This is a genomic window from Pedobacter rhizosphaerae (assembly GCF_900111155.1).
Taxonomy (GTDB): Bacteria; Bacteroidota; Bacteroidia; order Sphingobacteriales; family Sphingobacteriaceae; genus Pedobacter; species Pedobacter rhizosphaerae.
The window spans coordinates 1-23843 of record NZ_FOGG01000053.1 but is presented as its reverse complement, the minus strand read 5'-3'; the positions used below and the strand labels follow the sequence as shown (position 1 = coordinate 23843).

General features: G+C 39.4%; 19 protein-coding genes. 12 read left to right on the top strand and 7 right to left on the bottom strand.

What is annotated here, in order from left to right; translation table 11 throughout:
• Positions 1-237: hypothetical protein (locus tag BMX11_RS22895; RefSeq protein ID WP_090889534.1), on the top strand; the 237-nt coding region annotated here is incomplete at its 5' end.
• Between the two features lie 426 nt (positions 238-663).
• Here the strand turns inward: BMX11_RS22895 and BMX11_RS22890 are convergent.
• The 5 genes from BMX11_RS22890 to BMX11_RS22870 form a co-directional block, all read right to left on the bottom strand.
• On the bottom strand, positions 664-1467 hold the full coding sequence (locus BMX11_RS22890; RefSeq protein WP_090889532.1) for a hypothetical protein: 804 nt from the start codon (positions 1465-1467) through the stop codon (positions 664-666).
• Positions 1468-1969: 502 nt separating this feature from the next.
• A complete protein-coding gene (locus tag BMX11_RS22885; protein WP_090889529.1) occupies positions 1970-5158 on the bottom strand; it encodes an efflux RND transporter permease subunit in 3189 nt (1062 codons plus the stop codon).
• Between the two features lie 60 nt (positions 5159-5218).
• The gene (locus tag BMX11_RS22880) at positions 5219-6286 is read right to left on the bottom strand and encodes an efflux RND transporter periplasmic adaptor subunit (RefSeq protein ID WP_090889526.1); all 1068 of its coding nucleotides are present in this window, start codon (positions 6284-6286) and stop codon (positions 5219-5221) included.
• A gap of 59 nt (positions 6287-6345) precedes the next feature.
• On the bottom strand, positions 6346-7686 hold the full coding sequence (locus tag BMX11_RS22875; protein ID WP_090889523.1) for a TolC family protein: 1341 nt from the start codon (positions 7684-7686) through the stop codon (positions 6346-6348).
• Between the two features lie 96 nt (positions 7687-7782).
• Positions 7783-8388: a TetR/AcrR family transcriptional regulator gene (locus tag BMX11_RS22870; RefSeq protein WP_090889519.1), complete on the bottom strand. Its 606-nt coding sequence runs from the start codon at positions 8386-8388 to the stop codon at positions 7783-7785.
• Positions 8389-8494: 106 nt separating this feature from the next.
• On the opposite strand from BMX11_RS22870, the gene BMX11_RS22865 reads away from it, so the two are divergent.
• The 5 genes from BMX11_RS22865 (at position 8495) to BMX11_RS22845 (ending at position 13917) form a co-directional block, all read left to right on the top strand.
• A complete protein-coding gene (locus BMX11_RS22865) occupies positions 8495-9010 on the top strand; it encodes a sterol desaturase family protein (protein WP_262502429.1) in 516 nt (171 codons plus the stop codon).
• Positions 9011-9023: 13 nt separating this feature from the next.
• Entirely contained in the window at positions 9024-9446 is a 423-nt protein-coding gene (locus BMX11_RS22860; protein ID WP_139180254.1) for a hypothetical protein, read from the top strand.
• A gap of 1457 nt (positions 9447-10903) precedes the next feature.
• Positions 10904-12079 (top strand): TlpA disulfide reductase family protein, encoded by a 1176-nt coding sequence (locus tag BMX11_RS22855; protein ID WP_090889510.1) that lies wholly within the window; start codon positions 10904-10906, stop codon positions 12077-12079.
• Positions 12080-12233: 154 nt separating this feature from the next.
• Positions 12234-13250: a UDP-N-acetylmuramate dehydrogenase gene (murB, locus tag BMX11_RS22850; RefSeq protein ID WP_090889508.1), complete on the top strand. Its 1017-nt coding sequence runs from the start codon at positions 12234-12236 to the stop codon at positions 13248-13250.
• A 136-nt stretch (positions 13251-13386) separates the two neighbouring features.
• Positions 13387-13917, top strand: a complete 531-nt coding sequence (locus tag BMX11_RS22845) for an RNA polymerase sigma factor (RefSeq protein WP_090889505.1) — start codon at positions 13387-13389, stop codon at positions 13915-13917.
• A 297-nt stretch (positions 13918-14214) separates the two neighbouring features.
• On the opposite strand, the gene BMX11_RS22840 is transcribed toward BMX11_RS22845, so the two are convergent.
• Positions 14215-15696, bottom strand: a complete 1482-nt coding sequence (locus BMX11_RS22840; RefSeq protein ID WP_090889502.1) for a phytoene desaturase family protein — start codon at positions 15694-15696, stop codon at positions 14215-14217.
• A gap of 687 nt (positions 15697-16383) precedes the next feature.
• Here BMX11_RS22840 and BMX11_RS22835 point away from each other — a divergent pair.
• Genes BMX11_RS22835 through BMX11_RS22825 form a run of 3 tightly spaced genes read left to right on the top strand, consistent with a single transcriptional unit; the run spans position 16384 to position 17831 of the window.
• A complete protein-coding gene (locus BMX11_RS22835) occupies positions 16384-16917 on the top strand; it encodes a hypothetical protein (protein ID WP_090889499.1) in 534 nt (177 codons plus the stop codon).
• Positions 16918-17598 carry a lycopene cyclase domain-containing protein gene (locus BMX11_RS22830; protein ID WP_090889497.1) on the top strand — a complete coding sequence of 227 codons (681 nt, stop codon included), beginning with the start codon at positions 16918-16920 and terminating at the stop codon, positions 17596-17598.
• Positions 17598-17831, top strand: a complete 234-nt coding sequence (locus BMX11_RS22825) for a cytochrome b5 domain-containing protein (protein WP_090889494.1) — start codon at positions 17598-17600, stop codon at positions 17829-17831. Before BMX11_RS22830 ends, BMX11_RS22825 begins: the two co-directional genes overlap by 1 nt.
• On the opposite strand, the gene BMX11_RS22820 is transcribed toward BMX11_RS22825, so the two are convergent.
• Complete coding sequence (locus tag BMX11_RS22820) at positions 17828-18655, bottom strand: helix-turn-helix domain-containing protein (protein ID WP_090889491.1); 828 nt, start codon at positions 18653-18655, stop codon at positions 17828-17830. The genes BMX11_RS22825 and BMX11_RS22820 overlap by 4 nt on opposite strands.
• Positions 18656-18740: 85 nt before the next feature.
• Here BMX11_RS22820 and BMX11_RS22815 point away from each other — a divergent pair, with 85 nt between their 5' ends.
• Genes BMX11_RS22815 through BMX11_RS22805 form a run of 3 tightly spaced genes read left to right on the top strand, consistent with a single transcriptional unit; the run spans position 18741 to position 22727 of the window.
• Positions 18741-20078, top strand: a complete 1338-nt coding sequence (locus tag BMX11_RS22815; RefSeq protein WP_090889488.1) for a TolC family protein — start codon at positions 18741-18743, stop codon at positions 20076-20078.
• A 2-nt stretch (positions 20079-20080) separates the two neighbouring features.
• Complete coding sequence (locus BMX11_RS22810; RefSeq protein ID WP_090889485.1) at positions 20081-21139, top strand: HlyD family secretion protein; 1059 nt, start codon at positions 20081-20083, stop codon at positions 21137-21139.
• Positions 21132-22727 carry an MFS transporter gene (locus BMX11_RS22805; protein ID WP_090889483.1) on the top strand — a complete coding sequence of 532 codons (1596 nt, stop codon included), beginning with the start codon at positions 21132-21134 and terminating at the stop codon, positions 22725-22727. The genes BMX11_RS22810 and BMX11_RS22805 overlap by 8 nt, the downstream gene beginning before the upstream one ends.
• Positions 22728-23843 lie beyond the last annotated feature (1116 nt).

Below are 23843 nucleotides of genomic sequence, written 5' to 3'. Positions count from 1 at the left end.
ATGAAACGAATAAATACAAAGGGACTCATACAAGCAAATAAATGTATGATAATGGCAGCAGTCGCTTACAATCTTAAAAAACTATTAAGGTTTACAGTACGTAAAAACCAGCTTAAGTATGTGGCTAAAGCCGTTTTGGCAAAAAACATAAGCAATAGTGTAGAGAAAATTTATTTACGCGTATTAAATACTTTGGATGTATGTAAATACCAATTTATTTCCATAGTACACCTTTAATAAATAATCAAACTGAAAACAAATGAACCAGAGACATAAAAGGTTGGGATGATTAGTTAATGTTGTGCAACGGCCACTTGATAAAAAGGTAACCAAAAATCAAGGCTTGCATCCTTTCTTGGCTAGAAGCATCCGAATGCCATTAGCGGTAATATTTGTGTTATAGGTTGTGAGTTACGTGTTATGGGTCGAAAAAACTCAGCGTGGTTATGCGCCCAGACTCGTAACCCACAGCTCGCAACTCGTAACCCATTGATGTCCTATCCTGCGAAATGCTGCTATGCCGGAGGCGTGCTTAGGAAAGGATAATTATGTTTGAACGGAAGTTAGTATGATGCACAAATCCCCTCCGTTACCTTAATTCCCTAGCAGGAGGGAATCTTAATGCGATGGAAATTTCCCCTTTGTTTTACTATTAAAAACTACCTACTCCTTTTTAATCAATCCATGTTCTTTCAAGGCCGCTACCGCCAATTCTATCAATCTAAAGTGCTCATCCATATGGCCGTGTTGTACTTCCACATTAATGTAGGGAATGTTATTCTGCATGGCATAAACGGAGAGAGAGCCATCGTTAGAGGCAAATTTTGATTGTAAGATCACGTTAACATTAGCTTTCTTCAAGCTGGAAAATAATCTTGGCTCAGTTACATAAACAAGATCGTCTCCATCCATTTGAAAGTTGATGTAAACCGAATCAGCTGTGCTGGAAAGATCATATCCTGGTAAGTAAGAAGAGATTCCGAAACCACCATCTGCATTATTGTGCAAGGTTAAAATGTAACCCAGCGATTTAGGATCGTAAAAATCTACAATTTGCTTTCCTGCATTTAAAATGGTATTCTCTACTTCATTAGAACTGAATGCCGCCTTTTTTAGTCTTGTATTTACTCCTACCTGTGTATAAATGGCATTGGGATCTATCCGGTAATGATCGTCCATATAACTGAAATAATAGTCTCTTACACTTCCATATTGACTATCTACCAATTCCCCACCGTACCATCGGATATAATCAAAACCCGCTTTTACGCCAGTATCTTCATTATCATGCACCACCAAAAACCTTACTCCATTAGGTTTGTAGCTGTATTTTACAAGTTGTACATCGAGGTCGTAGATTTTAATTAGCGAAGAATCACTGGTCATGGCAGCGAAAACAGGCGGATGCTGCGCAAAGAGTGTTTGATAGCAAAAGCAGCTCAAAACAATAAGGATAAACTTAAACATTTAAAATATACAAATTGATTATTGAATTGTTTGCGTACCAGAATATCTATCTTTTCAGATCTTGGGATGACTTTCGGGTTCAATATTGGCCTAAAATACAAAATGAATTTTCTTTTGGGTATAAATTGCTGCGGTTTGTAAATAGAGGATTGGCCATTTGTATACTGTCTGTAATGTATTGGGTTTTGGGAACAGCTACTTTTTCTATAGGCATTTAAAGGCTTCGCTGGAAGAAGTATCGATAAGATTGCTTCGTTCCTCGCAAGGACGAAAATTTTAGATAGGGATTGTATGTAAATGGACGTCTTTCCTTTACATCTTTTTATTAATGTTTTGGCATTACGGCTCCTTATTATTTATGCAAACAAAGAACTCTACACTTCCGTGCTTTCAGTGTTTCCGTGGCAAATATCTTAGTGCACTGCTTTTCGCAGGAAAGTAATCAAACTAAAAAAGGCTCCCTTGCGGAAGCCTCTTTGATTGTTATTTTTTAAGGATGTTTTTAGTGATCCATTTCCCACTCATTCACATCTTTGTGATCGTAGGGCTCTGCGATTAATTCATCAATGGTTTTTCCTTTTTTGTTAAAGCCAAAGCGATCTAACATTCTATCGAAGATTAAATATACTACCGGTACAACAATTAAGGTTAAGAATAATGAACTGGTTAATCCACCAACAATTACCCATGCCAAACCGTTTTTCCACTCTGCACCTGCACCACTGGCCAATGCAATAGGAAGCATACCAAATACCATGGCGATGGTAGTCATCAAAATTGGGCGCAAACGGGCATGGTTAGCCAACACAAGTGCCTCTTTGGTTTCCTTACCCTCAGCTTTTAAGTGGTTGGTAAAATCCACCAGGATAATCGCGTTTTTCGCTACCAGACCCATTAACATAATCAAGCCTAAGATGGTAAAGATACCGATAGAGTTGTTGGTTAAGGCCAATGCCAGCAAGGCTCCAATAAGCGCCAGTGGTAACGAGAACATTACTACCAGTGGATACACAAAACTATCATATAACGCAACCATGATCAGGTATACGAGGATAATAGCGGCAAGTAATGCAATTCCCAGGGTACCAAAACCTTCGCTTTGGTTTTCCTGATCTCCAGCCCAGGTATAACTTACACCAATTGGTGTTTTAAGCTTACCATTCTTTTGGAACTCTTCCAATTTAGCCTGGAATTCGGCAACGATCGTTCCTGTAGGACGACCAATAGATTGTGCCTGGACAGAAACAGAGGTAGATTTATTCAAACGCTCTAACTGACTTGGTCCTGAACCTTCAGTAATGGATGCGAATTGCGACAATTTGATTTGTGCACCTTTATCGTTTACAAATATCAGATTCCTTACATCATCGATGTTTTTTCTGTTGAAATCCTGATACTGGATGTTGATATCGTACTCGTATTCACCTTTTCTGTACTTACCATCCGTATTTCCGGCAAAGGCCGTTTGCATGGTAGAACCTACAGTAGAAAGTGTTAGGCCTACAGCCGACATTTTATCTCTGTCTACCTGAACATTAATTTCTGGTGTACCTTTTTCTACAGAAAGTTTAATCTCGGTAGCTCCCGGTATAGTAGCCAGTACTTTTTGAGCACCTTGTGCATACTTTAAGGCACTATCTAAGTTAGAGCCCATTACCACCAAACTAATTGGCGCATTCTCTGCAATACCTAAAATACTGATTGGAACTGTCTTTACTTTGGCTCCAACCAATTCTTTAGCCAGGGCACGACTCATTTTTGTAGCGAATACGTCTGAAGAAACGCCTTCACGCTGATCGCGCTCCACTAATTTTACGTTAATCTCCGATTTGTATGCCGTTGCCTGCGTACCACCAAAGTCACCACTCGCTTGTCCAACAGTAGTAATTAACTGTACAATTTCTGGTTGTTTATCTAAAAATGCCTCTGCTCTTTGCGTAAAGAAGTTGGTTTGCTCTAATGGCGCATCTTTAGGAAGTTCGATTTGTACCAGGAACTCTCCCTTATCAGATTTAGGGAAGAACTCATTACCAATAAAACCTGCACCCAGTAGTCCGCAAGACCCTAAGAACATCACAAAAACGATAATTAATGTTAATGCCTTGTGGTTTAACGACCAGCTTAAGATACCTGTAATCCAATTGGTGAATTTCTTCAATTGTTTTTCGAACCACAAGATAAAACGGCCGAACATATTTTTGCCGGTGATGTGCTCTAATTTACCATATCTCGAAAATAATAGCGGTACAATGGTAAACGAAGCCAGTAAGGATAGCAATGTAGCTATAATTACCACCACACAAAACTGACGTAAGATGTTAGAAACCAATCCAGAACTTACGGCAATAGGGAAGAATACCACCACAATTACGAAGGTGATGGAAACTACGGTAAAACCGATTTCACGGGTAGCATCAGATGCTGCTCTAACCTTATTTTTACCCATCTCCATGTGGCGCTGAATATTTTCCAATACCACAATCGCATCATCCACCAGGATACCTACCACGAGTGACAGACCCAATAGTGACATTAAGTTTAAGGTAAAGCCAAACAAGCTGATCCCGATAAAGGTTGCAATTAAGGATGCCGGAATAGACACCATTACAATTAATGCATTACGTAAACTGTGCAAGAAGAACAACATTACGAATGCCACCAGGATTACCGCTAAAATTAAATCGTGGATTACCGCATCAGCAGATTCAAGGGTGAAGATAGAACTGTCGTTAACAATATTAATATCCAGTTTGTTAGCCGCATATTCTGTTTTCAGTTTGGCAATAATGGCGTGTACACCTTCACTCACTTCTACCGCATTTGCATCACTTTGTTTAATTACCTGAATGGCAATAGAGGCCTGACGATTGATACGGGCTAATTTTTCGGTTTCTTTTTTAGAATCCTGAACGTCGGCAACATCGCCTAAACGAATTTGCGCGCCATCCTTTGTGGTAGTGAGTACTAAGTTTCTTAACTCTTCAATAGATCTGTATTTACCCGATAAACGGATCAATACATCCTGATTTTGAGTTTTAACACTTCCAGTAGGGAAATCCAGGTTAGAACTTAAAATCATTTGTTGTACCTGAGGCACGGCAAGGTTATAGCCCTGAAGTTTATCTGCATCCAGCGAAACCTGGATTTCACGTTCAGAACCACCTACTAAATTCACCTGGGCAATACCGCTTACCCTCGAAATTACGGGAGCAATACGCTGATCAATTAAATCATAAAAACTTACATCATCCATATTTGCCGAAGCAGTCATGGTGATTACCGGTAAATCATCCAGCGAGAATTTACTCAATGAAGGCGTTTTCACATCCTCAGGTAAATCGGCTAGTATGGCATTTACCTTACGTTGAGCATCATTTAGGGAGATATCGATATTAGCTTTATCTGTTAAAGTGATGGTTACGGTAGATAAACTTTCAAAAGATACTGCGTTGATCTTTTTGATGTTCTCCATAGAAGATACGGCATCCTCAATTTTTTTGGTTACCGTGTTTTCTACCTCATTTGGTGAGGCTCCGGGATAAATAGTAGAAATAGATACTACGTTGTTAGAGAATTTGGGTAAAAGCTCATAACCTAACGAAAAGTAACTCAGTAGCCCAAGCAAGGTAAGGGCGGTAAACACCACAATTACCAGCGAAGGCCTTTTTATAGATATGTCAGTAATTTTCATTCTTTTTTAGTTTTGCATGTAAAGCAGCTCGATAAAAGCAAACTGCTGGCAAACAATTATTTATTTTACAACACTAACTGCTGTTCCATCAAGCAAGTTGATTTGACCGCTGGTAATTACGGTTTCACCTTCTTTTAATCCCTCTAAAATTTCAACGTTATCGCCTAAAATACGGCCAGTTACTACATTTCTGATTTTAGAAGTATTGTTTGATTTATCCAAAACGAAAACCTGATTGCTGCTCACGCTACCCACAAATGAAGTACGGGGTACCAAAATGCTTGGTGCCTGGTTAGGGAAGTTGAATACTGCAGTTCCGTACATACCAGCTTTTAAAGTGTTCTTTTTGTTGTTTTCTACTTCAATTTCGATTGGAAAGTTTAACGTTGCATCGGCCTTAGGTGCAATGAAGGTTATTTTGCCCGAAAACTTATCAGTTGGGAAAACAGATGATTTGATTTCAATCTGATCACCGATTTTTAAATTGGCCACCTGCGATTCATTTACATTCACTTTCAGTTTCAGTTTAGAAACGTCAACCAGTTCGAATAACTGTGTGCCTTGCGCAGTAACAAATGCACCAACTTCAATATATCTTTTGTTTACAATACCGTTAATTGGCGACTTGATGTTGGCATCGCTCAATCTGCGTTGAGAAGCCTGTAGGCGTAATTTTGCATTTCTGGTTGCTAATTTAGCCTGATCTAACTGTTGTTGCGTTACACCACCAGTTTGGTAAGAGCTTTGGTATCTGGCTTCATCTCTTAATGCATTTTGATAAGAAGCTTCAGCAGTTTCTCTGTCGGTATTAATGATTTCTGCATCTAAGCGAGCCAATACCTGACCTTTACTTACACGTGCACCCTCATCCACATAAATAGCTGTAATACGTCCAGCATTTTCAGAAAGGAAGTTAAGCTCCTGCTTAGGGATGAAATTTCCGTTAGCACTGAAATCCAGATCCACTACTTTTCTCTCTACCGGTGCAATACGAACAGCTACCGCGCCACCACCTTTGGCGATGAAGGCCGTTTTTTCTTCGTTTTTCTTCTTATTGTTGCTTAATACAAAAGCAATTGCGCCAAGGGCAACAACAACTACAATAATTATAGTAATTACTCTTTTCATCAGTTTTATTGTTTTAATGTTATGCTAAACGGGCTGATAATAGCCCGATTATCCCATATCTATTTTACTAGCGATTTAATATTTCCGTTTGATTTAATTAATTGTATTTCGGCTATTTTATAATTTAATAAAGCCTGAGTGTAGCTGTTTTGGGCTTCGGTAAGGGAGTTTTCTGTTTCCAGTAAATCGGTTAAAGAAGCTAAGCCGTTATTGTAGTTATTCTGTGTACTTCTGTAAATCTCATCCGCCAATTGTGCATTTTTACGTTGAGCCTTAATGGTATTCATATTATTGCTCAGTTGAATTTTCGCATTTTCATAGGCCAGGTTAAGCGAGTTGGTCGATTCTTTTCTGTCTTCTTTCGCTTTTCTAATCTCTACATCGGCCTGGCGGATTTTAGAACGCGTTAAAAAGCCATTGAAAATAGGCACCCTTAAAGTTAAGCCTACGGCCGATGATCCAAAGCCGATTGCCGTACTGTTAGAATTTAAGAAATCGAAACCATTGCTTTGGCTGGAGTAAGTATAATTGCCCGTTAAAGATAGGGTAGGGTAATACTCCGCAACATAAGCTTTTCTTTGTAATGAAAGCAGCTTATCCTGGTTGTCTAATAACTTAATCTCTGTTCTATTGGCAAAATCTAACGAATCTCTGAACTCAGGAAGCTGACTTACCTCAGTTAATTCTGTAGCAGGTAAACTAATAGGAGTAGTAACCGACATGCCCATGGCAAATTTCAATTGATTTTCCAATTGGGTAATGGCGTTAATAATTTGTTCGCGTTGCGTGTTCAGGTTAGTTAAATTTACCGTGATCCGATCTACATCAATTTTTCTGGCTAAGCCATTTTTGAATTGATTGCTCACAATCTTCTCTACTACCTTCACATTTTTAATGTTGGTGTCGATTACATTTAATTGCTGTCTGTTAACCAATACCTGATAATAGTTGTTGGCAACCAGCTCAATAATCTGTTCTTCTGTGTACTGAGAAGTAAGGTTGTAATACTCTTCGCTAGATTTTGCAGCCTGTAAGCCGGTAAATACCTGCTGGTTGAATAATTGTTGCGAAAGTTGAACGCCAGCATTTGAATTCCACTTCTGGCCAAACTTTAAGGTTTGCAGCTGTCCGCCAAAGTCTACTACCTGTTGGCCAATGATTGGATTATAAGTTAAGCCTGTAGTTCCGGTAATTTGTGGTAAAGCTTGTGCCCTAACTTCCTGTACCTTGTATCTTCCGCCTTCTATATCCAGTTTCGATTTGCGAACTTTATTGTTGTTTTGTAGCGCATAAGTAAGCGCTTCTTTTAAAGTTAGTTGCTGTTGGGCAACAACAAACTGCGGTAAAGCGATGCCTATAAGGTATACGAGCATTAATTTTACCATTTTTACTCTGTGCATAATGTATGATTTTGTTTTCGGGTTTTTGTCTGTTTGATTGAACGCTATTGGTGAAGACGATGGATATATGATTTTACTTTATCCAATTTTAATTTTTTAACACTTAAGCCCTTTGGCAAAAATGGTAGAAAGGTCTTTTTGCTTTTGCGACATCTTATTCAATGCTTTTTTATCAGGAGAAATGTCTTTGCCAGTTTCCATAATGCACATCGTGGTGAGTCCCATTAAGCTCTCCAGGTAGAGTTCGGCAACGTGGGTCATGCTTTCATGTTTTATTTCTCCTTTGGTTTGTGCCTGACTAAAAATCTCTGCATAAAATGTCTTTTCCTCGCCTTTTAGCAATTGTAATTTGCTTTTCATCGCTTCATCGTTTAAGAGGTCTGGAATGCCTTCGGAGATTTTTAGCATATAATATTTCTGAAAAAAAGTATTTCTAACATCAATGGTGTTGAATAAAATTTGCTCTAAACTTTGGTTTGGATTGTACTTTTTCTTCAACAACACGAAATAATCTGAAAACACTTTTTCTATTACTCCAATAATTAAGCTTTTCTTATCAGGGAAATAATAATAAAGAGAGGGCTTTGATACGGATAAATCTTCCGCAATATCATTCATGGTCGTTTTATTAATACCAAAATGGATAAAGCGTTTTATAGCGCCATCAATAATCTGTTCTCTTTTTTTATCGGCTACAATCATTTTACTTTTCTACTTTCTGACTTTTTTAATATTTTAGTCAAAAATAGTGCTAAAAATCTGTTTGTTGTACGGCTCTACTTAATTCAGTCTAGATAATGACTTTTTAATGACAATAAAAAGCTTTCTCATTGGTTTTTATATATTTACAAAAGCAAAAACAATCCTTATGTCATTGTTGATTAATCTTATTACTGTAGTTTTTACTGTTATTTTGATGGAATGTATGTCCTGGTTTATACACAAATATCTCTTCCACGGGCCACTTTGGTTCATCCATAAAAGCCATCATGAACGCCACAATAGCTTCTTAGAATGGAATGATGTTTTTGCGATTTTGTTTGCCGCGCTCTCCCTTTACCTGATGTTTATTGATCGCTTTGATTTTGGTTTTCGGTTTTTCATTGGTTTGGGGATTACCTTATATGGCCTCATCTATTTTGTTATTCACGATTGGTTTGTTCACCAGCGCATCAGGGCCTTTAAAACTAAAAATGCCTATCTGAGTTTAATTAGAAAGGCGCATAAAATTCACCACAAAAATCAGGGTAAGGAAAATGGGAAGGCCTTTGGATTGTTGTTTGTAAAGAAGAATGTGGTTAAAGCAAGTTCATCATATGAATAAAAGTATATCCTTAATGTTAATAGTAGTATTATTTTTTTGTTCCTGCGGCAAGAAATCTGACAAAGATCGGGCAATAGCCATTGTTGAATCCAAGTATGAAAAGGGAGATCAGAAGCTTGATTTTGAGCAGGCAAATCTGGATAGCCTTTATAATATATCGCCCAAAGCTTATGCGGATAGTATAACGAAAGGTAATGCGTTGGATTCTACCCTTGCAGTTCTGGAAACTGAAATTGAACATTTTAGTCAGCGAGAGTCGGACAGTGTAGGCTTAATTAGCGCCGCTTTAACTAAAGAACGATATCGTTTGCTGGAGCTAGCCAAAACGAAACCCCAGTTTGTGGGCTGGAAATTATCAGGTGTAAAAGTTGAAGGTGTAAAATCTGAGGTCCTGAGTTTTAACTTTGATAAAGAGATTACTAAGATTGTAGAGTAAGGCGATTGTGGGGCTATCAGAATATATCCTTTATAATGCAATAAGTTTCCCTCCTGCGATAGAATGACGGACTATTGATAAGAATATAGATTAGCCACCATGTCAGGCTATGCACCATGCAACTCCCCGCCTTTTTTCAAGGAGGGGGTGTGGAGGCCTGTGCTGTAGCGGGGGTGGTTTCTGCCTCTTGCCTAGTGAACCAATGACGAATGACCAAGTGAAATACAATTAACCACCCCTTGCCCCTCCTAAATTAGGAGGGGAGCTGGCCTGCGGTTAGGATAGATAGTACCATTGTAGGTTTAGTCTCTACACATATTCGAAACGTCCACCCCTCGCAGCTCTCGCCCAAGCACACCCCGGCCTAGTAGTATCAATAGGTTACGAGTTGCGGGCTGTGGGGTATGAGTCTGGGCGAATACTCACGCTGAGTTTTTCACTCATAACACGTAACTCACAACCTATAACACCAATAAGTCATAGCGAGACGCTACCAATGCTATTAAGTTAAGCTAAACCCTATCCTGTCTGAGCCTGTCGAAGACCTTCCTAATAAGGAGAAAACTAAAATAGATTGCCCTTCGACAGGCTCAGGATGACAATCCATTTTAGTTTTCTCCTTAAGTTAATAGCATTGGAGACGCTACGCCAAAAAAAGAATCTCTCATGTCCTGGCCGGACGGGCTTCTTTCTTTTGACCCCAAAAGAAACAAAAGTGTCGGTTTAAAAATTATTCATTAGTGTTTATTGTATTTGATGGTATTCATGAGGGCTACGCCGTTTTCTTCTAAAGTCAGTATGTTGGCTTGGTCATTGCATCCCGAAAACTTTATTAGGCCGATCCTAGCGAAACGTAGAAACAGTGGTTTGGCCTAGTTAGGTGGAAAAGCTGGTTGGCCAAACCTATTGCATTAAGATTCCCTCCTGCGATAGAATGAAGGACTATTGATAAGAATATAGATTGGCCACCAAGTCAGGCTATGCACCATGCAACTCCCCGCCTTTTTTCAAGGAGGGGGTGCGGAGGCCTGTACTGTAGCGGGGGTGGTTTCTGCCTCTTGCCAAGTGAACCAATGACGAATGACCAAGTGAAATACAATTAACCACCCCTTGCCCCTCCTAAATTAGGAGGCGAACTGGCCTGCGGTTAGGATAGATAGTACCATTGTAGGTTTAGTCTCTATACCATATTCGAAACGTCCAGCCCTCGCCCAAGCACACCCCGGCCTAGCAGCATCAATGGGTTACGAGTTGCGGGCTGTGGGTTATGAGTCTAGGCGCATACCCACGCTGATTTTTCACCCATAACACGTAACTCACAACCTATAACACCAATAAGTCATAGCGAGACGCTTCAACTAGAAAAAGCGCAACTGGAAAAGAGTATATGCCTTGGCCGGGTAATTTTAATTTAAAATCCTATTTTTATTCTACCTGCTTAACCCACTGCCGCTGTTATGAAAAATAGTTTTTTAATGATGTTGCTTGCATTCGTTTTTAATGCCTTGTTTGGGCAGGAGCCTGTGCCTGGTCAGTTTATAATTTATGGAAGTATCGAGGGATCTGAAGGCCTAAAAATGAAATTGAGTTATGATGATTCGAATAACGTATGGAAGTCAGATTCAAGTCTGGTAAAGAACGGTGAATTTATGTTCTCCGGTTTGATTACCCAGCCAACATTTGCAAAGTTATATGGCAATGTAAAAACCAGATTAATTGATGATCCCAATACCCTATCATTATTTCTTGAACCGGGCAAGATTAGATTAGAGCTGAAGGAAAACGAATTTCTAAAGGCAAAAGTTAAGGGCTCTGTTACGCAGGATGAGTTGCATAAATTTTATACATCGATAGGTTTTCCAGATAGTTTCAATATGATTAATGCACAAATCAATAAAGTCACTTTGGCGGGTTCCGGTAATTCATCGAGCGTCGAAAATAACAAGGCATCAGGCATATTAATGGAAAAAAGAAGGGCTTATTATGCACAACTTAAAGATGGTGCGCGCAAGTTCATTATCTCCCACCCAAATTCATTTGTGTCTCCCTATTTATTGGCTACCCTAATGAACCTTCCTAAAGATTCATTATCAGGATATTATAAAAGCTTTTCCAGCCAGGTGAAAGTAAGTATGTGGGGCAGGGCAATCTTCAAAACCCTGTCGCGAAGATATCAGGTGGAAGTGGGTGCTTCAGCACAGAATTTTATTGCACAAGCGCGCTCCGGTAAATCAATTGGTCTTGATTCTTTTAAAGGAAGAAAGGTGGTGTTGTTGGATTTCTGGGGGACCTGGTGCGTGCCATGCAGGCAATCTAGTCCGCAGGTGATTAAATTTTACAAGGAATTCAAAAATAAAGATGTGGAGATTATCAGTATATCTGGTGATGGAGATAAAAAACTGTGGAATCAGGTTATTGAGGAAGATGGTACCGGCCTTTGGAATCATATCACTGTTAAGGATGCTGGTTATAATAGTAATGGCGATGATTTATTGGGAGCCTATCAAATTGATGCATTTCCTACATTTTTATTAATTGACAAGCAAGGTAAAATAAACTGGATAACCAAAGGTTATGGTAATAATTTATATCACTTGCTAAAAAAACAGGTGGATGAGCTTTCTGATCAATAAGTTTGCACTTTATTTATAACTTGCAATTGTACTCCATTCTTTTCTGGTTATATCAGCTTGGTACCTCTCTACGATAGGAATACCCATTCCTGAGTAACACAACTTCCTCAACCAATACTTATTTCTTACTTTTGCAGCATAACACAAAATCCATATGCTTCAGATTCAGGAAAATATTTCGCTACAACCTTATAATTCTTTTGGTATAGCTGTTCAGGCGCGTTTTTTTGCCGAAATATTAGAAGAAGCCGATTTAAAAGCCCTCTTTCAGCACGAGTTGGTGAGAACCCAAAAGATTTTAGTTATCGGTGGTGGTAGCAATGTTTTGTTTACCGAAGATTTTAACGGACTTGTGATCAAAATTAGCATCAAAGGCATTAGTGTAAATGCAGGTACTGAAAAAATATTGGTTACTGCCGGGGCAGGAGAGGTGTGGAATGATTTTGTAACGTATTGCGTAACCCATCATTATGCAGGAGTAGAAAACCTAAGCCTTATCCCGGGTACGGTTGGCGCATCACCCATTCAGAATATTGGGGCTTATGGTGTTGAGCTTAAAGATGTCTTCGAATCTTGTACTGCCTTTGAAATGGGTACAGGTTTGATTAAAACCTTTTCTTATGCCGATTGTCATTTTGGATATCGGGAAAGCATTTTTAAGAATGAACTAAAAGGACAGTATATTATTACTGCCGTAACCTTTCGTTTGTCGGCTGAGGCGGAGATCAATACCTCTTACGGAGCAATTGAAGCTGAACTTGAAAAAAGAGGAATTGCAAATCCCAATATTGCAGATGTATCTGCTGCGGTATCGCATATCCGCGTAAGTAAACTTCCAGATCCCGTTACTATTGGAAATGCAGGAAGCTTTTTTAAGAATCCGGTGATAGAAAAATATGAGTTTGCAGATATTGTGGCTAAACATCCCGATATGGTGCATTACCCTACAGGTGATGGTAAGGTTAAGCTTGCTGCAGGTTGGCTCATTGAGCAATGCGGTTGGAAAGGTAAGGTTGTAGGGAATACTGGTACCTGGAAAAATCAGGCTTTGGTTCTGGTTAATCATGGAGGTGCCAGTGGCAAGGAAGTTTTCGACTTTTCTGCACAGATTATAGACAGTGTAAAGTCTACTTTTGGAGTCACTCTGGAGCGCGAAGTAAATATTCTGTGACCAAAACAGGTTTAAAAGTGTATTCTGCACTTTGAACTCGTGCCAGTTTTTTTTGGTACTAAGTTTGTTTAGGATAAGTATGAATAAGTAATAATATCATTTGTTATTTTAAAATCTTACCCTAAAGCTAAACATCATGACAAAATTTGAATTCAACCATCTGGTTAACCACCACTCCGTATCACTGAGATCCTACGCTTTAAACTTTACTAAAGATGCTGAAGATGCAAATGATCTGGTACAGGATACGATGCTGAAGGCAATTACTTACTACAATAAATTTAAAGAAGGTACTAACCTAAAAGGATGGCTGTTTACAATAATGAAAAATACATTCATTAATAACTACCGTCGTTTAGTAAAAACCAATACCCTAATTACACAGAGCGAAGATATTTCTTCAGCTAATCTGTCTTTTAGTGCAACAAAAAATCAGGCTGAAAGTAAATTTGTGCTTGGCGATATTAACAAAGCGCTGGAGCAATTACCTGAAGAATATTATGTTCCGTTTATCCGTTATTTTGAAGGTTATAAATACCATGAAATTGCAGATATGCTTGAGATTCCTATCGGTACTGTAAAAACACGTATTCACGTGGCAAGAGGCATTCTTAAAAAATACTTGAAAACGTATTCGAAAGATGTAGTAACTGCCGACGTAAATTAAGATATATCTTTCTATAAAACTGAAGGTCTGGATTTTTGTTCAGGCCTTTTTTATTTTAAAAAGAGCACTGAAGTAAGAAAAAAGCTGATAAAAGCAAAAGGCCCGGAAATTCCAGGCCTTTTTGCTTATCATATATTTGGTTAGTTGATTCTTATTTTTTATTTCAACAATATTCCTTCTCTCTAATTTCGAAACAAATTAAAACCTTAGCTAATTATCTGTTTAAAGGATTAATTACAGTGTTTTTGTTTTGTGGTTATAAAGATAAGCGAAATTTTAAATTTGTCAAGCTTTTTTTTAACTTTTATTTAACTTTTTTATTGTTTCTTTTGCTACGACTTGTCCAGAGATGATTGCAGGTGGCACTCCGGGGCCTGGGACGGTTAATTGACCTGTATATAAAAAATTTGTTACAATAGACTTTATGCTCGGTTTAAGAAAAGCAGTTTGTTTTAAAGTGTTTGCTAAACCATAAGCGTTGCCTTTGTAAGCGTGATAATCCGAAACAAAATCGTCCATTGCGTAACTTCTCTTAAACAGGATGTTGTCTTTAATGTTATTGCCCGTTAAATCTGCAAATCGTTTGCACAGGACATTGAAATATTTTTCGCGCTCAGCTTCACTGTCCGTTAAGCCTGGTGCAAGCGGAATAAGAAAGAAAAGGTTTTCGCAGCCTTCTGGCGCCACACTTGCATCGGTTACTGAAGGGCAGCAAGCATAAAATAGCGGTTGGCTTGGCCATTGCGCCTCACTGTAAATCTCTTTGGCATGTTGGTCAAAATCCTGATCAAAGAAAAGATTGTGGTGAAGAACGTTGTCTAGTTTTTTATCGAGTCCGATATAAAACAATAAACACGAAGGAGCCATTGTGCGTTTGTTCCAATACTCTTCACTATAGTTGCGGTAGGGCTTTTCTAAAAGCTGCTGGTCTATATGGTGATAATCTGCATTGCCAATAATGAAATCTGCTTTAAAATTGCCCTGGTTGGTAAGTACTTCTTCTGCCGTTTTATCGGTTACTTTAATTTTGGAAACTTCAGTATTGAAAATAAACTTTACCCCTTGCTTTTCGGCAATGGTTTGCATGGCTGATACAATTTTATGCATGCCTCCCATGGGGTACCAGGTGCCTAAAATTAAATCTGCATAGTTCATTAAGCTGTACAGTGCGGGCGTATTTTGAGGTGTAGCTCCTAAAAACAATACCGGAAACTCCAAAAGCTTCCTCAGTTTTTCATTTTTAAATAGCTGGTGAACGTGCTTGCGCATGTTGCCCAGCAGTTGAAGTTTAATTCCGCTAATGGCTAATCTAGGGTCGAAATATTCTATCACACTGTGCGAAGGCTTAAAAACGTATTCGTTCATGCCTACATCATATTTGTATTTGGCTTGTTTTAGAAAGGAAGTTAGATTTTTGCTACTTCCAGGTTCTAAGTTTTCGAACAGTTCATATAAAGCCGTTGTAGTGGCAGGAACATCGAGTGTATCAGCTTTGCCAAAATAAATTCTGTAAGAAGGACTTAATCTTTTAAGTTCGTAGAAATCGGAGGTGGTGTGGTTAAAAAGCTGATAAAAATTCTCGAATACATCGGGCATCCAGTACCAGCTTGGTCCCATGTCGAAAGTAAAGCCGTCTTTTTCCCATGTTCTTGCTCTTCCACCAGCCATTTCATTTTTTTCGATCACTGTTACTTCGTAGCCTTCTTTTGCGAGTATAGCTGCTGCAGAAAGGCCAGCAAAGCCCGCACCTATCACTAAGATTTTTTGCTTTTTATCCATTGTGCTAAATAAAGGAAAATTATGGGAGATTGTTTTGGTTTTATTAAGGTTTTGTGGAGGAGTTGGCAGGGAAAGATTCACTAGCACTTACGTCACCCAGATTTGTTTCAGGGTCTTTTAATTAAGATTATCTAGAAAGATGCTGAAACAAGTTCAGCAGGACGGATTTACGACGGGATTTATGATGGCATTTACGAAGGGATTTATGACGGAATCTTTCAAGATATCTTCTAGCACGGTCGTCACCCTGAACTTGTTTCAGGGCCTTTATTAAGATTGCCTAGAAAGATGCTGGAACAAGTTCAGCAGGACGGATTTATGATGGGGCTAATGATGGGGTTTATGATGAGATTTCTGGCCGGATCTCTTAAGATACTCCCTGGCACGGTCGTCACCCTGAACTTGTTTCAGGGTCTTTGTTAATATCATCTAGAAAGATGCTGAAATAAGTTCAGCAGGACGGATTTATTATAGGACTAATGACGGGATTTATGATGAGATTTCTGGCAGGATCTCTTAAGATATACCCTTGGCACGGTCGTCACCCTGAACTTGTTTCAGGGCCTTTTAATTAAGATCATCTAGAAAGATGCTGTAAACAAGTTCAGCAGGACGGATTTACCATAGGACTTATAAAAGGATCTCTTAAAAGATTTGGCCTCAGGTTTGCTACCTTTGTGCTTAAACATGGATAAATTCAAAATACTTCTATTACTTTCTTTTCTTTTGGTTTTCAACCTTGCTCAGGCTCAGCTTTCAACTAAAGAGATTGCTGTGTTAAAGAGCGATATGGTTAAAGCGGTAGAAAATGCCAAACTTACTGATTCGCTCTTTAAGAAGCTGGATAAGCTCCCCAATAAAACGGCATTAATAACGGGTTATACAGGCACTCTGGAAGCCCTGAAGGCCAAGCACTCCTGGAATCCTTATAACAAGATCAAGTTTGTGAGCAGGTCGCTTAAAACCATGAAGAAAGCTATCGGAATGGATAAGGAGAATATGGAAATTAGGTTTATGCGTTTTTCTATAGAACATTTTACACCTTCTTTTCTGGGTTTTAGTAAAGATTTGGAGGTAGATAGAAAGGAGATTGTAAAACACTATCAAAATCATAACTTTGGCCTCGCTGATGAAGCCTTGGTGAAAAACGTAGCCAAGTTTATGGTGGATAGCAAACGCTGCACGCCAGATGAGATCAAGGTGCTAAAAAAATACTATTAAATGAACTATATCTACCTGCTGATTAACCTTGCCGTTATCTTTTTCCCTTTGGTTTTATCTTTTGATAAGAAAGTGCACTTTTTTGGAAAATGGAAGTTTGTGCTCCCGGCCATTCTGCTTACAGGTATTGTATTTTTAATCTGGGATTTACTCTTCGTTAAGCTAAATGTATGGTCGTTTAATCCAGATTATATTACAGGCTTTAAATTGGCAGGTTTGCCCATTGAAGAAATCCTGTTCTTTTTGACTGTTCCCTATGCCTGCATTTTTATTTATGAGTGCCTGAACGCTTATTTTCCTGCTAATACACTGCAGAAGTACAGCCTGGCCTTAAGTAATTTATTTTTAGGGTTATGCATTGCCATTCTGTTTTTTGGCTATAGCCGTTGGTATACACTCATTAATTTTGGATTCTTGTTTTTGGTGCTCATGTATGTGGAGTACGTAAATGTGGAATTCAGGTTTATGTATAAATTTTACAGGGCCTATCTGGTATCCTTAATTCCGTTTTATGTTGTGAACGGATTTTTAACTGCCATTCCTGTAGTTATTTATAGCGATAAGGAAATTTTAGGTATGCGTGTAGGAACTATCCCTTTTGAAGATCATTTTTATTTAATGAGCTTATTGTTAATGAACGTATTTCTTTACGAGTGGTTTAAAGGCAGGGCTGTTAAATAATGGATCTTCCCGTTTATACGAAACAACAGCTGGCTTTACGCAATGGGCAGGATAAACCCCAGATTTGGGTAGCTTTTAAGGGCTTCATTTACGATGTATCGGAAAGCCGCTTGTGGCGAAATGGAAAGCATTATGAGCACTGGGCGGGGCAGGATTTGACAGATGAGCTTGCTGATGCCCCACATACAGCAGCTGTTTTTGAGAAGTTTACAGCTGTGGGTATTTTGGCCTAAACTAAATTGAGGCTTGTTAAAGAGGATTGTTTCAGCTCCTTAAACTCTGATGGACGCTTTCCTACCATTTTAAAAAAAGTGTTACTAAAGGAAGATATACTGTTGTAGCCCACCGAATAAGCGATTTCGCTGATAGTAGTATCGCTTTCCAGTAGTTTTTCCATGGCTTTGATCATTCTGGCCAATTTTAAATACTGAAAGAAAGATACATTCAATGCTGACTGGAATAAGCGGGATAAGGTTCTGGTACTAAAGCTGGTTGCCTTGCCAACACTTTCTAAACTCATCATATCGTTAGATAAATTTTCTACAATGTGGCGCAACACAGGTCTTAAACGTTCGTTTTCTGTTGTGGGCAAGGCAATAGGCAAGGGGTGCTGACTTACAATGGGAAGGATGTTTTTTAAGGTATTGAGGAAGTCGTATTCCTTGGTTTTTCTATTGATATTGCCATTCCAGCGCTCTGAAAACAAAAACATTTCCAGCAACAAATTATTCACCGGGTAGATTCCTATCTGCTTATAAAATGGGTTTTCATCATCAGTAAGGGTATCAAAATAAATGTTTCTCACTATAGCCGCATGAAAGCGATGTTGCAAATGATGCTCTACACCTGCAGGAATCCATACGTAATGCCTGGCGGGAAGGAAATAAGATTTCTCTTTGGTGTATAGAAATATTACACCTCCTTCAACATAAGTAAGTTGTCCTTTTAAGTGTGTGTGATCCTGAAAGCGATCTTCAAATCTGCTGTGCCAAACATACATGGTATCTGGGTTTTCGTCTATTGCAAATAAAAGGTCTTCGTTGCTAACTTTAATCATTTGGCTGGTTTGAATAAATATCTGTCGATTTAGATAAAACAAAGAAACAAATCTCTGTCGAAATTTGCATTATTAATTAACAGATATGAATTTCGAAACGATAAAAAGAATGTTTGGGTGGTGCATTCCCCTTCTTTTATCTCCCTTTTTAAGTGATGCACAGGGTGTGCTGAATGATCAAAAACTAACCATCAATCAAATCTGGATGATGGCAGACAGCAATAATAAGAAGAATCAGATTCAGCAATTACAGGTAGAGGCCAGTGATGCTCATGTTAAAGTGAGTAAGGCCGAGCGTTTACCCGAATTGGCTGCGGAAGGTACATTGGCACATGTTTTTCCATTACCTATTTATGAGAATGGATTATTTCATACGCCAGCACAATTTCCTGTAGTTTCTAAATATTACAAAGTTGGGGCCGATGCTTATTTGAATTTATACAACGGCGGTAAAACCAATACGGAGATTGCGGCTTCTAAAACGGAATCGGCCCTGAGTAGCCTAAAAAAAGGACAACAGCAGCAGGAAATACATTACGTGGCAGCGGTATATTTTTATGATGTTTACCGCAATCTTTCCTATCAGTCTTTGCTGCAGCAAGATATTAAAGAGCGCGAAAAGCAACTGGCTGAGATTAATCAGCTTTATAAAAACGGGACCATTTTAAAGAGTGATGTTTTAAGAGCAGAACTCCGCTTATCTAAACAAAGAATGTTGTTAACGGAGATTGAAAACAGCATTAAAATAGCGAAGCAGAAACTAAATATCCTTATCGGGAGAGAGGATGACGCAGCGCTTGTACCGCAGATAGGAGAAAGTGAAACCGATATTGTAGCCCTAAAACAGATTGAGGATTATGTACTGGAAGCCAATTCTTCTTCTTATCAGATGCAGGTTTCGGAGAAGGAACAGGAGTTAAGCAAGCTTAAGCTTAAAACAGTAAAGGCAAATGTTCTTCCAACGCTTGGATTTTTTGCAGAGTACATGTATGCGTACCCCCAAATCCAGTTTTACCCTTATGCACTTTCTCTTTACAGTAACGGGATGGCCGGATTAAAACTGAAAATTCCGATTTCTTCCTGGTACACCAATCAGCATAAGGTGAAAGAAGCTGCCATTAAGCTGAAACAGCAGGAAGTGGAAGATGAAGAGGTGAAGGACCAGGTAAGGCAGCAGGTAAAGGAAAATTACATCCGGTATAAAGAGTCGGTACAAAGAATTGGCCTGGCAGAAGAAAATATTAAACAGGCTACCGAAAGCTATCGCATTGTACAGAATACCTACTTCAATCAGCTATCGTTACTAACCGATTTGCTGGATGCGGAAACACAGTTGCTACAATCGAAATTTGAATTGACTACAGCGAAGGTGAATGCGAAGATTCAATACTATCAATTATTAAAAACCACAGGAAATCTATAAAAATGAGTACTCATAAACAAAGCAAGACAGATCAGGCCATTAGCCGGATTACTACAATAACGGCATTAATTGTATTGGTGGTGTTATTGGTATGGGGCGGGAAAACCGTTCTCAGTTATATGAAATATGAAGAAACCAACGATGCACAGATAGATGAGTATATTAATCCGGTTACGGCCAGGGTAAGTGGCTATGTGAAAGAGGTAAGGTTTGAAGAAAATCAGGAAGTAAAAAAAGGCGATACTTTGGTGTTGATTGATGATGACGATTATACCGTACAACAAGATGAGGCTGCGGCATCGTTACTGAATGCAGAGGCGCAGGTTGCGGTACAGCAAAGCAACATTAGGACTGCCCAGGCAGGAGCAGCCGTTTCGTCGGCTAAAATCGCATCGGCTAAAGCCAAATTGTGGAAGCAACAGGCAGAATACGATCGATATAAAAAGCTTTATGATGCCGAGTCGGCTACCCGTCAGCAATTAGAAACCATAGAAAGTTTATTGCAGGTTGCGCAGGCAGAATACCAGGCGGCAAAAGAAGATTATGCCGCTGCACTTTCTAAAACCAATGATATCAAGGCCCAAAGTGATGTGTTGCAATCGGAAATTAAAAGAAGGCAGGCGGTGGTTAAACGCAATAACCTCAATACTTCTTATACGGTAATTTTAGCGCCTTATGATGGGAAGATGGGGCGTAGAACGATACAGCCTGGTCAATTGGTTCAAAATGGCCAAACTCTGGCCTATATTGTAGATAGAAGTCAGGGGAAATGGGTTGTTGCGAACTTCAAAGAAACTCAAATTGCCAGGATGCATGTTGGGGAAGAGGTAAGTGTAGAAATAGATGCTTTTCCAAATGTAAGCTTTACCGGAAAAATTGAGTCGCTTTCTGGAGCAACAGGATCCAGGTTCTCTTTATTGCCTCCTGATAATTCGACCGGAAATTTTGTAAAGATTGCACAACGTATTCCTGTACGGATTCGTTTAGCTGCGCAACAAGTTGATTTTGAGAAGTTGAATGCAGGGATGAGTGCCATTGTTAAGGTGAAAAAAAATGACTAAGAAACTGACGATATTTAAAAGTAAGGTGCCCGAATGGTTGATTATGGTCAGCATTTTTGGGGTATTACTTTCTTCTGTGCTGTTGTTTGCCCTGTCTACCGCTGATGGTGCCGCAGCTGCCGGGTATTACGGTGCGGAACCCTCTGATGTTCAATTTTCGTTGTTGATGTTTTATGCCGCTGTTGCTAGTTTTGCGGTAGTAGAAAGACGTTTTTTCGCTCGTGTAGTCACAAAAGATTATCTTATCATCTGTATTTTGCTCGAAATTGCCATTGCTTATTGGTGCTATCATACCCGCGAGTTGTGGCTGGTGTTTACGCTTCGTTTTTTACAGGGAATTGTAAATTGTGGTTTAACCAGCATTTCCTTAAATCTGCTTTTTAGCCGATTGAAAACTGAACATGCTAAAGAAACAGGTTATACCATTTTTTACGGAATGATTTTGTGTGTTTCTCCTATTACGGCGCTGTTTTCTGTCCCTTTGGTAGAAAACTACGAGTACAATACTTTGTACAAAGCCATTATATTTTGCTTTCTGCCCAGTGCATTATTATTGTTCGGGGTAATGAACAGGGTACACGCAGTGAGAAGAATGCCGTTGTATAAAATGGATTGGCTTAGTTTTGCGCTTTTCGGCACCATGCTGGTGTTTATTGCTTATGTGTTGGTTTACGGGCAACAAAAGGATTGGCTGGAAGATGCTTCTATTCGTTATTCCATTATAGCTATACTGTTTCTGTTTCTCGTTTCCTTAGCCAGACAGCTTACCTTAAAAAGGCCTGCGGTTAATCTTCAAGTCTTTAAATCCCGAAATTTTGGTATTGGAATTGTTTTTCTGGTTATCCTTTATCCGATTAGAGGTGCATTTACACTAACCACTTCTTATTTTATTAATGTTTTAGGGATGGATTCCTTGCATGCGAATGAAGTAATGTTGTTTAATATTTTTGGGGTAGTGTGTGGCTCATTGGTGGCTATTCGGTTTTTAATCAGGTCCAAGCACTTAAGGTTGTTGTGGGTAAGCGGATTTACATTGCTACTGGTATTCTTCTTGTGGATGTGTCGGCTTTTTGCCAGTGAAGCAGGAACTTCGCATTTCTATTTACCCTTGTTCTTGCAAGGCTTAGGCGCCGGAATGGTGATGTCGCCGATTGTGATGTTTATTATGTCGTCTGTGCCAGAGAAATTAAGTCAGTCTGCCGCTTCTGTTGGTATTTTTGTACGTTTTTCTACTTTTAGTTTAAGTCTGGCTTTTATTAATTTTTATCAGCTTTATTTTAAAGGAAAGCATGGTGATGAACTGCGAAACCATTTGTCGACTCTTGATTTGAATCTCTCATCGCGTTTGCAGCTGTATCAGGGTGCTTTAAGCAGTAGGGGTTTGCCTGTTGACGTGGCAGGAAAGGCTGCGGTGGGTTTATTGAATAAAGCGGTGCAAAAACAAACCTTTCTCGAGTTCTGTGTGAGTTATTATGAGCTTATTGCATTGTTGTGTTTGATTAGTATTTTATTGATTGCCTTGCAACCTGTAATTAGCAGGACGGTGATTAATTTGAAGAATAAGCAGCCTGCGGCTGTAGGGTTTTAAGGTGTTTTTGAAGTTGTAGCGTCTCGATACGACGTAGTAGTTTCCGTGCTTGGGCGAGGGTTGGGGGAGGTAAACGTTTTGGGTATAGCGATGAACAAACCTACAAGGCTATCTCTATCCTAAGCACAGACCGGCTCCCCTCCTAATTTAGGAGGGGCCAGGGGTGGTTAATATACTAGTATGCTATTCCGGCTTTGGAAGGATGTTGCTAGTGCTGATATTTCTTCTGTGGCTTGTATGGTTAAATCCTTTTCCTTCCGGAGAGGAATTGCATTTTCCCTACTTCACTATTGGCTTTAATAGGATGAGGTTAAATAAGCTACACTTATGTTTTCTTATATGGTAAGAATTATTACGTATTACTTTTCCAGCTCTAGTGTCTCGCTACAACTTAATAATTTCATTTTTCCTCACCGCCGGAAGGGCTCGTACCTTTTTCTTGGCAAAAAGGTTCCCAAACCGAGCCCTAGCGAGCTCATGAATGCCATTAAAAACAATAAATACTAATGAATAAAGCCAAGGCTTGCATCCTTTCTTGGCTATGACCATTCGAATGCTGATGGCGGCAATATTTGTGTTATAGGTTGTGAGTTACGTGTTATGGGTGAAAAACTCTGCGTGGCTATGCGCCCAGACTCGTAACCCACAGCTCGCAACTCGTAACCCATTGATGTCCTATCCGGCGAAATGCTGCTAGGCCGGGGGCGTGCTTAGGAAAGGGCGGTTATATTTGAACGGAAGTTAGCATGATGCACAATCCCCTCGGTTACCGTCATTCCCTCGTAGGAGGGAATCTTAATGTGATAGGAGTAGCCACCCTCATTCAAGTTGTAGCGTCTCGCTACGACCTAGTAGTTTCCGTGCTTGGGCGAGGGTTGGGGGAGATGAACGTTTTGGGTATAGCGCCGAACAAACCTACAAGGCTATCTCTATCCTAAACACAGACCGGCTCCCTCCTAATTTAGGAGGGGCAAGGGGTGGTTAATGGAGTAGTATGCTATTCCGGCTTTGGAAGGATGTAGCTAGTGCTGATATTTCTTCTGTGGCTTGTATGGTTAAATCCTTTTCCTTCCGGAGAGGAATTGCATTTTCCCTACTTCACTATTGGCTTTAATA